We start from the raw sequence: 15,421 nt of genomic DNA on the forward strand, positions 1-15,421 counted from the left end.
TATGGATCATATGGATCAGAAGCGTTTTGAAGAAGCTAAGAGAAAAATAATAGGCGTGGACCGTCAGAGACTGGGAATCGGAACTCTCTCAGAGAAGACGGTTCATGCTATTTTTAAGGACTATTATGAGCCGGACGAGGATCATCAGGAGATTCCCATAGAGAATTATGTAGCGGATATTTATAGGGATGGAGAGATCATAGAGATTCAGACGAGACAGTTTAACCGGATGCGGGGAAAATTGCAGACCTTTCTTCCTTTATATCCTGTGACTATTGTCTATCCGATCCCTTATGAAAAATGGCTGATCTGGATCGATGAAGACAGCGGAGAACTGAGTAAAAAACGGAAATCACCGAAAAAAGGCTGCACCTATCAGGCTTTTAAGGAACTATATAAGATCAAAATGTTCCTGAAGGATCCGAATATCCGATTTAAGTTCGTATTGGTGAATATGGAGGAATACCGGCTGTTGAACGGCTGGAGCCATGATAAGAAAAAGGGCTCCACACGGTATGACAGGATTCCTACGGATCTGATCGAAGAGGTGGAAATCAGACAACCGGAGGATTATCTGCAATTTGTGCCCTATGAGCTGGAAGAACCTTTTCACAGTAAAGATTTTGCAAAAGCCGCCCACATCCCTCTCTCACTGGCTCAGACCGTATTGAATATTCTGTTGGAAATGGGAACGGTGGAACGAATCGGAAAACAGGGAAACAGTTATTTATATCGTGTCATGGATATATAGATATATAGATGAAAAAAGAGGATTAAGTCGTATGGCTTAATCCTCTTCGTCTTCCTGATGGGATTTCGGCAGGGAGAAAATAAATTCACTTCCCACGCCGGGAGTACTGATCACATTGATATGCTCATTGTGAGCATTGATAATTTCTTTTACAATGGAAAGACCCAGCCCGGTTCCTTTTTTATCCTTGCCTCGGGATAGGTCGGACTTATAAAATCTGTCCCAGATCAGCTTCAGATCTTCTTTCGGGATACCAATTCCTGTGTCTTTTACGGAGACAAACAATTTATTTTTCTTCTCCGAGGTCTCAATGTGGATCACAGAATCATGGTGGCTGAACTTAATGGCGTTGTCCATGAGATTATAGAGTACCTGCTGGATTTTGCCCATATCTGCATGGACATACATTTCATTGCCGGTCAGGATCATCTCAATAGCAATAGATTTGTTATGACAGGTGCCTTCAAAGGTGCTTGCAGTATTACGGATCACTTGATTGATATCAAAATCTGTTTTATCTAAGAGCATTCCTTTGGTGTTCAGATTATTCAGAGTCAGCAGGCTGTTGGTCAGCTTCGTCAGTCGTTCTGTTTCATTCAATACGATAGTAATGTATTTTTCGTGCATTTCCGGTGGAATCGTGCCATCCAGCATGGCTTCCAGATATCCTCTTATAGAGGTCAGAGGGGAACGGAAATCGTGTGATACATTGGCTACAAACTTTTTCTGATCATCCTCGGAACGGGCAATTTCGCTTGCCATATAATTCAGACAGGAAGCCAGATAACCGATTTCATCCTCACTATCCACCTGAAATTCATAATGCATATTACCGGCAGCATACTGCTCTGTGGCATGAGTGATCTTCCTCAGAGGAATATATACGATCTCAGTGAAAAAGATCAGAATGATCAGGGATAGCAGGAACAGGATTGCCAGGGTGATATAGGAAATATTCAGCAGGCTGTTACAGGATTTCTGAATATCATTCATATCGGTATGGATGACTACATAGCCTTTTACCTTGTAGTTGGAGGTAATGGGAGCAAATACAGTAAGTACATCCGAATCAAAATTACCGAAGAAATCACCAACAATGTAATAAGAGCCGCTGGTTACGGTCGAATCAAAATTCTCGATGACTACCACATTCTCCACATCTAAGGGACTATTGGTATCCAGTACCAGTCGTCCGGAGGGATTGATGATGCGAATCTCGGAATTCAGGTAGACCGCCAGGGAGTCCAGCTGCATTTTAACAGTCTCCAAAGTTGTTTCACTGGTGTACAATCCGCCGGCATAGGTTCCAGCGATCAGGGTTGCTTCGGAATAGAGACTTTCTGCCTTTTCCCGGATCAGGTGTTCTTTGGTCATATTGGGAACAAAGGTTGTAACAATGATGAAACCAAATACACCAAAAATAAAATATGCAAGTATAAATTTTAGATAAAGTGTTTTTTTCATAACAAATCCTGCTTTTGGTATGACTTAATTACGTACTTCGAATTTATAGCCGATGCCCCAGATGGTACTGATCTTCCAGTTGGCATGATCCTTGATCTTCTCACGGAGACGTTTGATGTGCACATCCACGGTACGGGTATCACCGATATATTCATAGCCCCAGATCTGATCCAGGAGCTGTTCTCTGGTGAATACATGGTTCGGTGAGGATGCTAAAAAGTAGAGAAGCTCCAGTTCCTTCGGCGGCATTTCCACGGTGTGTCCCATATAGATGACGGAATAATTGGTCAGGTTAATGGTCAGATCCTCATATTCCACACACTTGTCATTGGGATTCTCTGTGGGGGCATTGGAGGGCTTGTAGCGTCTGAGGACTGCTTTGGCACGGGCCACCAGTTCCTTGGAATCAAAAGGTTTTTCCATATAATCATCCGCACCCAGCTCCAGTCCCAATACTTTGTCGAAGACTTCACCTTTTGCGGAGAGCATGATGATGGGAACGGAGTATTGTGCCCTGACCTCTCTACACACCTGATAACCATCAATGCCGGGAAGCATCAGATCCAACAGAATCAGATTCGGAGCAAAGGTCTCCATAGCCGGCATCACGGATTCTCCGTCATTGACGATCATGGTATCAAAACATTCCTTCGTCAGATATAGGGAGATCAGTTCCGCAATATTATTATCATCATCTACAATGAGAATTTTCTGTTTACTTACCATGTAGTATAGGCCTCCTGTCAGTTATTATTTAAAAGTAACAATGGTTACACCGGCATCGCCTTCACCATATTCACCCAACCGGTATTCTTTGACGTATTTCAGACGTTTTAAGTGAGACTGTACGGCACTGCGCAGAGCACCGGTGCCTTTTCCGTGCACGACTCTCACACTGGGGAGATGAGCCAGATAAGCGTCATCCAGGTATTTATCCAGTTTTGCAATGGCTTCATCTACCGTACATCCCAAAAGGTTTATCTCGGAGGACACGGAGAAGGACTTGGACATTTTCAACTTGCCGGTGTTGGTACGCTGCAGGGCAGGTGCTGTAATGGTCTCTTCTTTTACCGGTACGAGATCGTTAATATTCGTCTGCATTCTCATAATTCCGCATTGTACGAAGAGGTTGCCCCTGGCATCCGGCAGTGTATTCACAATTCCTTTCAGATTCATGGAAATGATCTTTACGGAATCTCCTTTTTTCAGTTTCTTGGGATCCACAGTCTTCTGGTTGGCCGGCTTCTTTTGGTTATTACCAAGAGCCAATTTTCCATTCTTTTCGTTGATCTTGTCACGAACCTTCTGTCTCTTTTTCTCTAGTTCCTTGATGTCGGCGGAAGCGCCTACTTTATTGAAATCACGGATGGTTTCGTCGGCTACATCCTTTGCTTCCTGAAGGATGGCTCTTGCTTTTTCATTGGCATCCCGCAGAATCTTATCCTTTGCCTGATCGATTTTCTCGTTTTTCCTCTGTAACTGTTCCTGTAACGTGCGGATCCGTTCCTTATATTCTGCAATCTCCTGCTGTTCTTTTTCAATGGTTACGCGGCTCTGTTCCAGATCTGCGATGACGTCTTCAAAGCTTTCGTCTTCTTTGCTGATCTGTTCTTTCGCGGCATTGATGATCTCATCGGACAGTCCCAGCTTGGAAGAAATGGCGAAAGCATTACTTTTACCGGGAATACCGATGAGCAGACGGTAGGTGGGGCGAAGGGTCTCCACATCAAATTCACAGCATGCATTTTCTACGAAATTAGTGGAAAGTGCATAGATTTTCAGCTCGCTGTAATGCGTGGTAGCCATAGTGCGGATGCCACGGTCATGCAGATAATTTAAAATAGCAATTGCCAGAGCGGCACCCTCCGTAGGATCTGTTCCGGCACCGAGTTCATCAAATAAACACAGGGAATCCGCATCTGCGTGCTGCAAAATGTGGACAACTCTGGTCATATGAGAAGAAAATGTGGACAAACTCTGCTCAATACTCTGCTCATCCCCGATATCTGCATAAACTTCCGAGAAAATGGACAGTTCGGAACGATCCAGTGCCGGAATATGCAGTCCCGCCTGTCCCATCAGAGTAAAAAGTCCCACTGTCTTCAGAGACACGGTCTTACCACCGGTATTGGGACCTGTGATCACCAACAAGTCAAAATCTTTCCCCAGACGGACATCAATGGGAACAGCCTTTTTCTTATCCAACAGTGGATGACGGCCCTTACGGATCTGGATGTAATGCTCAGTGTTGAAAATAGGCTCTGTGGCATTCTGTTCCATGGCGAGTTTTGCCTTGGCAAAAATAAAGTCCAGCGTAGTCATGATCTTCTGATCCGCAGCAAGCTCTGAGGTATGAACAGCAGCCTGACTGCTCAGATCACCAAGAATAACTTCAATCTCCTCCTGCTCCTGCAGATCCAGTTCTTTTAACTGGTTGTTCAGATTCACGACAGCAGCCGGCTCGATGAAAAAGGTGGAACCGGTGGAGGACTGGTCATGCACCATACCGCTCACCTGGCTCTTATATTCGGCTTTTACGGGGATACAGTAGCGGTTATCACGCATGGTAATGACTGCATCCTGTAAAAAGGTACGGTAAGCGCCATTTACCATAGAGGTCAGCTGGCTGTGGATCTTTTCGTTGGTGGACAGCTTGGAACGACGGATACTCTTTAATCTTGGGCTGGCATCATCAGCCATCTCTTCTTCCGACAGGATACAGCGGTTGATTTCGTTAGCCAGCTGTGTCATAGGAGTAAGGCCTTCAAAGTAGGCATCCAGACTGTCATTTGGGAGGTCTTCACGCTCTTTTTTCCCGTAGGTCTTGATTCGGTTGACGTTGTCCAGAAAAGATGCCAGCTTCAGCAGTTCGGACATAGACAGAGAACTGCCGATTTCCAGAGAACGGATCGAAAATCCTAGATCTCTGTTGCTGCCAAAAGAGGTGCTTCCAATACGGAAGAGACGGGCCAAGGCATCTTTGGTCTCCCGCTGGGCTGTTCTGATGGCGGAAAGGTCGGTAGAAGGCACCAGCTCTCTGCATAGTTTTTTACCGGGCTCGGAGTCGGCCTTCTCTGTGAGAAGGTCGATGATTTTCGTATATTCTAAAGTAGTGAGTACTTTTGTGTTCATATGGGACTCCTTAAATAAAATATTCGCAATATAAGCTCACTGCCGAACTTACAATAACACGATTCTCCGTGCTGCGCACTCTCGAAATCGTTACATCCATTCGCAATCCGGGCTATCGCCCTTTTTGCTCATGTAGTACAAGCTCGAAAATGCTTCGCATTTCCTTGCTGTCGGGCTTTCGCCCTATCAAAATCGGATCTGTCAATTTCGGCTGCAAGCAGTCGAATTGACATCTCTCGATTTTGGTACTGCTCAATGCTGGTTTACATAATAACACGATTTCTTCGTGCTGCGCACTCTCGAAATCGTTACATCCATTCGCAATCCGGGCTATCGCCCTTCTTGCTCATGTAGTACAAGCTCGAAAATGCTTCGCATTTCCTTGCTGTCGGGCTATCGCCCTATCAAAATCGGATCTGTCAATTTCGGCTGCAAGCAGTCGAATTGACATCTCTCGATTTTGGTACTGCTCAATGCTAATTCACATTATACCATTCAGTTGCGTTTTTGGGTACAGTTTTGTATAATTGAGATATTAGAGTCCTAAGGAAAAGCCGAGGTATCTGTAGGCAGCAGAGGAGGCATATTTATGGCGGATTCCCAAGAAAATAAGCAGAAGGAACAAAATGACGTTTCTGAGAAAAAATTTATGATAGAAAAAATCAAGGAACGTCCGGTAAATAAGAAAAAGCTGTTGCGCAGGACTTTGATCACGGCTTCTATGGCAGTGATTTTCGGTCTGGTAGCATGTTTCACATTTCTGGTATTGGAACCGGTAATCAGTAACTGGCTGTATCCGGAGGAGGAACCGCAGGTCGTGGTATTCCCGGAAGATCAGGACGAAATGTCTCCGGAACAGATGTTAGCGGAGAATATGCAGCAGGAGAACCAGAGTAGCCAGTCCTCTTCTGCTCCCAGTGAAGTCATGGAACAGGAACAGATCCGGGAACTGTTATCCGGGATCATATTGAATCTGGACAATTACAAACAGATTTACAGTGCTCTTGCCCAGTATGTAGCAGAGATGAATCGCTCCATGGTCACTGTGACAGGAGTGTCATCCGGTGTGGACTGGTTCAATAATGTAAATGAGAGCAAAAATCAGTCATCCGGTGTGATCATAGCGCAAAATGGAAAGCAATTACTGATTTTAACCGATTATTCTCCGGTAAAACAAGCAGATGACATCATTGTCACATTCAACGAGGGCACCCAGGCAGATGCATCTTTGAAGGAAAAAGATGAGACTACAGGTCTGGCTGTGATTGCTGTAGAACTGGATACTCTGAATGAAGATTTTCTGAAGAATGATATTACGATCGCTACTTTTGGATCTTCTAATATCAAAGATATTGCCGGACTTCCGGTGGTGGCTTTGGGACGCCCCATGGGTACCAACGGTTCCGTGGGCTATGGTATCATTACCTCTTCCGCCAGTGAGTCGGCGGTATCGGATACCACTTACCGGATTCTGCAGACCAATATTGTAGGAAGTCAGAATGCAGGCGGTGTATTGTTTAATCTCCAGGGACAGGTCATCGGTATCATTACAAATGGCAAGTCTGCCACGGATATGAAAAATATGGTATGTGCTTACGGCATTACGGAATTAAAGCGCCATATTGAGAAAATGTCAAACGGGGAAAAATTTGCATATCTGGGTCTGAAGGGTGTGGGTGTCACCGAAGAAGCCAACAGTGAACTGGGAGTTCCCTACGGTGCTTATATTACAGAGGTGGAAATGGACTCTCCCGCTATGTTGGCGGGAATCCAGCAGGGAGATGTCATCACAGGATTCGGTGAACATGTGATCGTCAGCTTTGACGAGTATACGAACTCTCTGCTCAGTATGAAACCGGGAGATAGTGTAGAACTGACGATTATGCGGCAGTCACAGCAGGAATATAAAGAGATGAAATTCGACATCACATTAACGGTGTTGAAATAGATTGACAGAAAGGTTTGGACAACAATATGAAATTCATTAAAGAGTTAAAAGAAGGCGACAGAGTATTTGATATTTATCTGTGCAAGCATAAGCAGGAGGCTGTAACCAAAAACGGTAAACCCTATGAAAGCGTGATTCTGCAGGATAAGACCGGAACCATTGATGCCAAGGTATGGGAGCCGAACAATCCGGGCATCGGAGATTATGATGATCTGGATTACATAGAAGTATACGGTGATGTGACGAATTTCCAGGGACAGTTACAGATCAGCGTGAAGCGGATCCGTGTCTGCCGCGAGGGAGAATACAATCCTTCCGATTATCTGCCGGTGAGTTCCAAGGGCATCGACACGATGTATAATGAGTTAAAGACTTTGATCGGAAGCATTAAGAATACTTATCTGCATCAGCTGTTGCAGGATCTGTTTATCGAGGATGCCGATTTCGTGAAGAAGTTCTGTAATTCTTCCGCAGCCAAGACAGTGCATCATGGTTTCGTGGGCGGATTGCTGGAGCATACCTTAGGAGTTACCAAGCTGTGTGACTACTACTGCTCTGCTTATCCTATTTTACAGAGAGATCTGCTTCTGACGGCGGCTATGTGCCATGATATCGGAAAGGTAAAAGAGATTTCCGCTTTTCCGGTAAACGATTATACCGATGACGGACAGTTATTGGGACATATCGTGATGGGCGCACAGATGCTTGGGGAACGTGCCGCTAAGATCGACGGATTCCCGCACAATCTCCTGGCAGAATTACAGCACTGCATTCTGGCACATCATGGTAAATTGGAATACGGATCTCCCAAGGTGCCGGCGCTGATCGAGGCAGTGGCTCTGAATTATGCGGATGATACCGATGCCAAGATGGAGACCTTTAAGGAAATTTTGGAAAACAACAGTGAAAACAGTGGCTGGCTGGGTTACAACAGATTGTTTGAATCTAATCTGCGGGCTACCAGAATGGAGTAAATGACAGGATAAATACTATAAATTCTGTGAACAGACAGGAAAGAGAGGAAGAATATGGAGATCAGTACATGTGTAAAATATGTGGGTGTAAACGACCATCAGGTGGATTTGTTCGAGGGACAGTATAAGGTTCCGAATGGAATGTCTTACAATTCCTATGTGATCCTGGATGAGAAAATCGCCGTTATGGATACGGTGGATGGATTTTTTACCGAAGAATGGCTGAACAATGTAGAACAGGTACTTTCCGGAAAAACACCGGATTATCTTGTGATTCAACATATGGAGCCGGATCATTCCGCCAGCATTCCTGCTTTCTTAAAAAAATATCCCAAAACCACAGTGGTATCCACAGCGAAGGGATTCCAGTTCATGGAACAGTTTTTCCCGGAGTTTTTCGCCGTGCAGGGATTACCTGCGGAACAACACATCGTTGCGGCGAATGATGGTGTCCTGGAGCTTGGACAGCACAGCCTGCATTTTGTCTATGCTCCCATGGTGCATTGGCCGGAGGTTATGATGACTTATGAAGCAACCGAGAAAATACTGTTTGCGGCAGATGGTTTCGGTAAATTCGGTGCTTTGGACGTAGAGGAAGAATGGGCGAATGAAGCCCGCCGCTACTATATCGGTATTGTCGGAAAATATGGTCCCCAGGTACAGGCGGTTCTGAAAAAAGCGGCAGGACTGGACATTCAGACCATCTGCTCTCTTCACGGTCCGGTACTTAAGGAGAATCTGGGATTCTATCTGGAAAAATATGATAAGTGGTCTTCCTATCAGCCGGAAGAATCCGGAGTGGTAATTGCTTATGCTTCTGTCTATGGCAATACCAGAAATGCTGCGGAGTATCTGGCGGATGTTTTACAGGAAAAAGGACAGAAAACAGTACTATATGATCTGGCAAGATGCGATAAGGCAAAAGTTGTTGCCGATGCTTTCCGTTATGACAGACTGGTGCTGTCGGGTATTACTTATAATGGAGACCTTTTCCCCTGCATGCGCAGTTTTATCGAAGGTCTGACCGAGCGTAATTACCAGAATCGTAAGGTGGCAATCATTGAGAACGGCACCTGGGCACCCATGGCAGGCAAACTGATCCTTGGAATGTTTGAAAAAAGCAAGAATCTGACATTTACGGAGACTACAGTTAGCATCAAGTCTGCCATGAATGCGCAGAACAAGAGCGAGATCGGAAAACTCGCTGAGGAACTTTGCTGAGAAAATTTTTCACACGCAAACAAGAGCCTGCGTAAGCTATTTTAGAATATGGCACTAAAGTACAAAAAAGTTTGCAGGTTACGGAAAGGCATAAGGATATTTATGGAATTTAAAAAGAATGATTGTGTAACGGTGACCATAGAGGATATGGGAAGTGACGGAGAAGGAATCGGTAAAGTAGACGGTTTTACCCTCTTTATCAAAGATGCCGTTATCGGCGATCAGGTGGAAGCCAAGATCATAAAAAGTAAAAAGCACTACGCTTATGCCAGATTAGAGAAGGTGTTACAGCCTTCTCCTTTTCGTGTGGAACCGAAATGTGCATACCACAGACAGTGCGGCGGCTGCCAGCTGCAGGCACTCTCCTACTCCGAGCAGCTGCATTTCAAGGAACAGAAGATCCGCAATCATCTGATCCGGATCGGTGGGTTTGATGCGGAATACATTGATGAACGCATGCAGCCTATTGTAGGCATGGAGGAACCCTTCCACTATCGTAATAAAGCACAGTACCCAATAGGAACTGATAGAGACGGTAATGTCATCACCGGTTTCTATGCCGGACGCACCCATACCATCATTGCCAATACAGACTGCGCCCTCGGTGCTTCTGAGAATCAGCAGATCCTCGAAACCATACTCTCTTATATGCGGAAAAATAAAGTAACCGCCTATGACGAAGTCACAGGAAAAGGCTTGGTACGTCATGTATTGATCCGGAAAGGATTCACCAGTGGACAGTTGATGGTATGTCTGGTCATTAATAAGAATATGACAAAAATGTCATACCATACTGCCGGAGTACAGAAGAATACGAATGAGTTTTTACCAAATCAGGGAGAATTACTGGCAGCACTGGCAGAAATAAAAGGTATGACGAGTGTGTCAGTCAGTATCAATACCGAGAAAACCAATGTGATCATGGGTACCGAGATCCATAATCTCTGGGGTGAGAGCACCATTGAGGATACGATTCACGTAAGGGACATGCAGAAAGAAAATTACCCTTATACCGGGGATGCATTAACCTTCAAGATCTCTCCCCTCTCCTTCTATCAGGTAAACCCTGTTCAGACTGAAAAACTCTATAGCCTGGCACTGGAATATGCGGGACTGACCGGAAAAGAGACCGTTTGGGATCTCTACTGTGGTATCGGAACCATCTCTCTCTTCCTGGCGGGTAAAGCCAAAAAGGTGTGCGGCGTGGAGATCATCCCCCAGGCCATCGACGATGCCAGAGAGAATGCAAAGAGAAATCATATTGAAAATGCTGAGTTTTTTGTGGGAAAAGCAGAGGAAGTCCTGCCGGAATTCTACAAAAAGGCAACCACAGAAGCATCTTCCGATGAAATGCTCCATCCGGATGTGATTGTCGTGGATCCACCCCGAAAAGGCTGTGATGATGCCTGCTTAAACACCATGCTCCGCATGCAGCCCGAACGCATCGTATACGTCAGCTGCGACTCCGCCACCCTTGCCAGAGACCTGAAGATCCTCTGCGATGGTGGATATGAGATTCGGAAGGTCCGGGGCGTGGACCAGTTTGGAATGACTGTGCATGTGGAGACGGTTGTTTTGCTTTCCAAGGGAGAAATCGACTCGAAGAAGGTGCGGGTGGAGTTCTCGCTGGAAGATATGGATATGTCCGGCTTCCAGAAGGACGCGACTTATGAACAGATCAAGGCGTATGTGTTGGAGCATACCGGTTTGAAGGTATCTTCCCTGTACATCTCACAGATAAAGCGCAAGTGCGGGCTGGATGTGGGGCAAAATTATAACCTGTCAAAGAAGGAAGATGCCAAAGTGCCAAAATGTCCGCCGGAGAAGGAAGCGGCGATCAGGGATGCGTTGAAATATTTTCAGATGATTTAAGAGTCTATTGAGCAAAAAAGCAGTAAATCAATTTCAGATTTACTGCTTTTGCTGGCCGGGCCGGTGAGCTACGAGCATTCATGACTTTTTGATAACTTGTTCCATACTGATATATTAAGCGGAAAGTTGTGGCCCTGTATTTTCAGAGGGAAACGAATGCTCCTTGAATATATCCCACAAAATATGCCATCGCTATACTCAGTGCAATGCAACATATACATAGTATTTCAGCAATTACCTTTTTTTCGATTATTTCATTTATGGACTTTCCGTAATCAATAGTAGACCATACCATTGAAAGCAAAAATAGAATTGAAATCCATTGAGTATGAAATGATAGTCCCATGCTAACAAATACATAGTTTGAGATGATGTAAAAAGCGCTTCTGACTACAACTTCTGTCACTTTTACAATCCGATTTCTCATAGAATTCTCCCTCTCTGATAATACTGTGGGCGGCAGCACTCCTTGCTGTCGCCCCTTGATTGCCTATCTGCAAAGGCGGGCGGGGCTGTCAACGGCGGCGCTTGCGCCGTTCATCTTGACCGTTGACTGGCTCGGCTGGCTTTGCTATTCCGTGATCTCTTTCAGTTATTGTCAAAGGAAATGTAGATAGTTAGACTATTGGGTATGTAGCTGATACTTAACCACTTTTCGTCGTTTGATAAAAGTGTCCCGATAGAAACATAGTTTTCTCCCTCGATTTCCTCTGACACATTTTCAATTACGGAAAAGCCTTCTTGGTTCAAAAGCTCCATATACTCGTTATAGTCGTTTTCGCTAATACCGGTAAGGTTGATATTACAATTCTCATGTTCTGTATCAAGTGTAGCCCATGCAACCGTACCAGGCGCAACAGGAAGCCCCTCTGTGTACTCATTCTCAGGCCAAACACCCTCGTCCAATTTTGTAACACTATTAGATTGCGTATTGTTCTCATTGCTTGTCGGTGTAGATGAGGTATTTTGATTAGAACACGCAGCCAAAAAAATCATAATCATGATTGTGAATACAGAAATATATTTCTTCATTGGTTACCTCCTGTTTTTGTGTATGGTTCGGATAATTAACAAAAGAGCAATAGCTGTTGCTGCAAACCCAATAGCCAAAAGGATTTGCGAAATATCAAAGGCAAACGCGCCCTCAATCTGTATATTTGTTGTCGCGTCGGCTTGTCCGATTGCTCCTTCTGGTACTTTTTCTGATTGTGTAACAGCATATACCGAAAAGGCAGCAGCCGCGATAACAAGCGCAGCAAGAGTAGAAATGATACCGTTCCTTTTTTTCGATTTGGTGTTATCAATGCCAAACTGTTCTGCGGTGCTGTCTGCAAATTCTTTTGGCGTCCCCAAACGCTGGATAATCTGCTGCTCTGTTTCTCCATGCTCCATAGCAGACGCAAAAACTTCATTCAAGTCACGTACAACCTCTTTTTTCATTTTGCGTGGTAAAGATAGTTCCTTTTCAACCTGTTTGATATATTGTTCTTTCATTTGGATACCCTCGCTTGTTGATAACTTTCTATAAAGCCGTTTACGCAGTTTTCATAGCTTGACCAAAATAAGATTAGTTCATCAAGTACATTCCTGCCTTTATCCGTTAAAGAATAATACTTTTTTGAGCCGCCATTTGCCGCAGCCGGAGCCAATCGGCATTTGATTAGTTCTGCTTCCTGCAAACGATACAAAATGGGGTAAATGGTTCCCTCTTTCGCATATCCCAAAACAGACGCACTATTGTTCAATTCAGTTATAATTTCATATCCATAAGTTTCCTTGCGTCCGATTAGGCATAAAAGTATCATTTCCAGAGAGCCTTTTTTGAATTGCTGGACATATTTGTTATTCATATCGTCGCCTCTCTTTAGCTTTGCTATTTAGGTTCACTAAGTAGCAACTATATTATATCTCTTCCGAAGTATCAGAGTCAATAGGCTTAACGAAAAAGTTACAAGATGTCTGTGTAAGGTAATGACAGAATAGCGGTGTGCTGGCGAACTATGCTTTATTTTGTTTTTTATCTAAATCATTCAATAGGGCGGTAGCATCCCTATTGGCAAGGGGATTCCAAAAGGGAACAGCGTTCTCCTTTGTCTGGGGTGTTCAGAGGGGATAGTGTTCCCCTTTGACCGGAAGAATCCAAAGAAACCGGCGGTTTCGTGGCACACGATTTTCCGTAGGAAAGTCTAGTGTGTTATACCTTTGTGGAGCAGATGGCAGCCGGAATTGTAGCACACCCTGAAAAGTGTGGCCACAGTTGCGGCGTTCTGGCGGGAAAGGTTGCCCCTTGCGGGGCAGCATAAGCGACAGAAAAAGGCTGGCAGGCGGTGCGGGCAAGCACTGTCTGTCAGCCGTGTCATTTGCGGAACAAAGGTATATCAAAGCCCCCGTCAGCCGCTGCTTCCCATCGTATCAGAACCACCACGGCAGCTTTCCGCGCAGGCTGTCCATCGCCTCGCCCTCCACCTTCTTTGTCCAGCTCTCGCTGAGATGGAAATGGAGCGCCGCGCCGATCAGCGGGTGCTCGATTCCATCGGTAAAGCCATAGCGGTACAGCAGATAGGTCTGCTCTCTGGCTGTCAGCTTGTCCAGCGCCGCATACAATTCTATCAGCTGCTCTTTTTGGATATAGATTTGCTCCGGCGTTTGGGTGTGAGGGTCGGCTATGGCTTCGATCCGCAGCATCCGTTCATCCTCTGAGAGAACGTCATCCAGATATACTCTCTGGAAGCCGGGGCCGTCTTTCTTATCCACCATCCGTTGCTCAAATAAACCGAGGGCGGCGCGGATGCAGTCCGTCATGGCGTTGCGGAGCGCCGGTGCTGCATAGGTCAGAAATTTCATGCCCCGTCCGGCATCAAACAAAGGGATCGCGTTCAGCAGGCCGATACTTCCCTCCTGCATCAAATCATCCAAATCAATTCCAATATCATTTTCATCCAGCCCCATGTTTCGGTATTGCTCCAGCGCAATTTTTCGGATGAATCCCAGATTCTTTTCCAGCAGAATGTCACGGGCAGCCGTATCCCCTTTCTGTGCCAGTCTGCACAGCTGCTCATTGCTCCGGGTCGGCATTTTGCTTCTCCTGCGCGTGGTCTAAGGTGGATTGGAGAAATTCCGTCAGCGCCTGACCGAACTTGTCTAATGCTTCCTTTTGCACACCGTCCATCCCCGCTGCGCTCTGGGTGACGGCGGCGGAAATCATTTCGGGCGTGATGGTCGGAGTATGAACATCCGCCCCTTTGGTGAGTTCGGTAAACATCTGCTGAGTGATGCCCTTGGTCAAGGACTGCGCTGCTGTGAAATCGTTGCCGATCTCTTTCTTCACTTCCCGCAGCGCCGCCATAAATGTGTTCTGTATCATCGTCAGGTCTGCCTGATATACGGGAACTTTCTGCCGGTTGACAGTTCTGGCCGCCTGCACCGCAGCGTCTGTTTTATTGTTTCGGCGCAGCATGGCGCTGAGAGTAGTAAGCATCTGGTTCTGTCCGGCGAAACCGGCGGCCAGCGTATCGTCAAAATATTGCTCAATCATATAGGTGACTTCTGCAAAGCGAGGGCTTTCCAAAAGGCGGTTGACGATCTCTGCATTGGCTTTTCCGGTGTACAGATTCCGCGCCGCCTGCACCGACAGGCCCAGTTCTTCAATATCAAAATTTGTCCGGTCGGGCGTGTTGACTTCCCCCAGCAGGAAATCTGTGGAGACTTCAAACACTTTCGCAATGCGGAGCAAATGTTCTGTGCTGATCTTATCAGTCTTACCGCTGACAAACCGGCTGATGGCGCTCTCGGTGCTGCCGATGCGGGTCGCCAGCTGTGCCTGGGTAATTTTATGTTCCTTCATAAGCTCCTGCATCCGCTGCCGGATATTGCCGGGCAGATAGGCTCCCTCCATGTGACGCACCTCTCTTCTGAAAACTCTCTTTATCCATTATACCTGATAAAACCAGCGCGGGCAAATGCTTTCCGCTGGCTTCGCCGCTCTGAGGTCTTGCATTTTTGCAAGATTTCAGGGCGGCGTTTTTTCATTTCTTGCACTTTTAGCGGATTTTTCGGTTT

The 15,421-nt window shown here is 45.7% G+C and carries 14 protein-coding genes; 5 read left to right on the forward strand and 9 right to left on the reverse strand.

Going from position 1 to position 15,421, the window contains the following annotated elements; genetic code table 11:
• Window positions 1-10 precede the first annotated feature (10 nt).
• Window positions 11-751 carry a DUF8091 domain-containing protein gene (locus OCV96_RS15950; RefSeq protein WP_118537239.1) on the forward strand — a complete coding sequence of 247 codons (741 nt, stop codon included), beginning with the start codon at window positions 11-13 and terminating at the stop codon, window positions 749-751.
• Window positions 752-787: 36 nt separating this feature from the next.
• Here the strand turns inward: OCV96_RS15950 and OCV96_RS15955 are convergent, their stop codons facing one another.
• Genes OCV96_RS15955 through OCV96_RS15965 form a run of 3 tightly spaced genes read right to left on the reverse strand, consistent with a single transcriptional unit; the run spans window position 788 to window position 5,347 of the window.
• On the reverse strand, window positions 788-2,215 hold the full coding sequence (locus OCV96_RS15955; protein ID WP_118537088.1) for a HAMP domain-containing sensor histidine kinase: 1,428 nt from the start codon (window positions 2,213-2,215) through the stop codon (window positions 788-790).
• Between the two features lie 24 nt (window positions 2,216-2,239).
• Window positions 2,240-2,941 carry a response regulator transcription factor gene (locus OCV96_RS15960; RefSeq protein ID WP_118501520.1) on the reverse strand — a complete coding sequence of 234 codons (702 nt, stop codon included), beginning with the start codon at window positions 2,939-2,941 and terminating at the stop codon, window positions 2,240-2,242.
• Window positions 2,942-2,965: 24 nt separating this feature from the next.
• Window positions 2,966-5,347 carry an endonuclease MutS2 gene (locus OCV96_RS15965; protein ID WP_119623173.1) on the reverse strand — a complete coding sequence of 794 codons (2,382 nt, stop codon included), beginning with the start codon at window positions 5,345-5,347 and terminating at the stop codon, window positions 2,966-2,968.
• Between the two features lie 589 nt (window positions 5,348-5,936).
• Between OCV96_RS15965 and OCV96_RS15970 the strand changes: the two genes are divergently transcribed.
• The 4 genes from OCV96_RS15970 (at window position 5,937) to rlmD (ending at window position 11,362) form a co-directional block, all read left to right on the forward strand.
• Window positions 5,937-7,295 carry a S1C family serine protease gene (locus OCV96_RS15970; protein ID WP_119623174.1) on the forward strand — a complete coding sequence of 453 codons (1,359 nt, stop codon included), beginning with the start codon at window positions 5,937-5,939 and terminating at the stop codon, window positions 7,293-7,295.
• 26 nt (window positions 7,296-7,321) lie between these two features.
• Entirely contained in the window at window positions 7,322-8,269 is a 948-nt protein-coding gene (locus OCV96_RS15975) for a 3'-5' exoribonuclease YhaM family protein (protein ID WP_119623175.1), read from the forward strand.
• A 54-nt stretch (window positions 8,270-8,323) separates the two neighbouring features.
• Window positions 8,324-9,490, forward strand: coding sequence for an FprA family A-type flavoprotein (locus OCV96_RS15980; RefSeq protein ID WP_262594921.1), 1,167 nt, complete (start codon window positions 8,324-8,326; stop codon window positions 9,488-9,490).
• 102 nt (window positions 9,491-9,592) lie between these two features.
• Window positions 9,593-11,362, forward strand: a complete 1,770-nt coding sequence (rlmD, locus tag OCV96_RS15985; protein ID WP_262594923.1) for a 23S rRNA (uracil(1939)-C(5))-methyltransferase RlmD — start codon at window positions 9,593-9,595, stop codon at window positions 11,360-11,362.
• Window positions 11,363-11,504: 142 nt separating this feature from the next.
• On the opposite strand, the gene OCV96_RS15990 is transcribed toward rlmD, so the two are convergent.
• The 6 genes from OCV96_RS15990 to OCV96_RS16015 form a co-directional block, all read right to left on the reverse strand.
• On the reverse strand, window positions 11,505-11,789 hold the full coding sequence (locus tag OCV96_RS15990; protein ID WP_015534248.1) for a hypothetical protein: 285 nt from the start codon (window positions 11,787-11,789) through the stop codon (window positions 11,505-11,507).
• Window positions 11,790-11,950: 161 nt separating this feature from the next.
• Window positions 11,951-12,394 carry a hypothetical protein gene (locus tag OCV96_RS15995; protein WP_015534247.1) on the reverse strand — a complete coding sequence of 148 codons (444 nt, stop codon included), beginning with the start codon at window positions 12,392-12,394 and terminating at the stop codon, window positions 11,951-11,953.
• 3 nt (window positions 12,395-12,397) lie between these two features.
• The gene (locus OCV96_RS16000; RefSeq protein ID WP_215659256.1) at window positions 12,398-12,856 is read right to left on the reverse strand and encodes a DUF1700 domain-containing protein; all 459 of its coding nucleotides are present in this window, start codon (window positions 12,854-12,856) and stop codon (window positions 12,398-12,400) included.
• The gene (locus OCV96_RS16005; RefSeq protein WP_015534245.1) at window positions 12,853-13,212 is read right to left on the reverse strand and encodes a PadR family transcriptional regulator; all 360 of its coding nucleotides are present in this window, start codon (window positions 13,210-13,212) and stop codon (window positions 12,853-12,855) included. Before OCV96_RS16005 ends, OCV96_RS16000 begins: the two co-directional genes overlap by 4 nt.
• A 562-nt stretch (window positions 13,213-13,774) precedes the next feature.
• On the reverse strand, window positions 13,775-14,437 hold the full coding sequence (locus OCV96_RS16010; RefSeq protein WP_117466788.1) for a sigma-70 family RNA polymerase sigma factor: 663 nt from the start codon (window positions 14,435-14,437) through the stop codon (window positions 13,775-13,777).
• Complete coding sequence (locus OCV96_RS16015; protein ID WP_015534243.1) at window positions 14,418-15,257, reverse strand: helix-turn-helix domain-containing protein; 840 nt, start codon at window positions 15,255-15,257, stop codon at window positions 14,418-14,420. Before OCV96_RS16015 ends, OCV96_RS16010 begins: the two co-directional genes overlap by 20 nt.
• Between the last annotated feature and the right edge of the window lie 164 nt (window positions 15,258-15,421).

The sequence above is a fragment of the Waltera acetigignens genome, from assembly GCF_025567015.1.
Taxonomy (GTDB): Bacteria; Bacillota; Clostridia; order Lachnospirales; family Lachnospiraceae; genus Acetatifactor; species Acetatifactor acetigignens.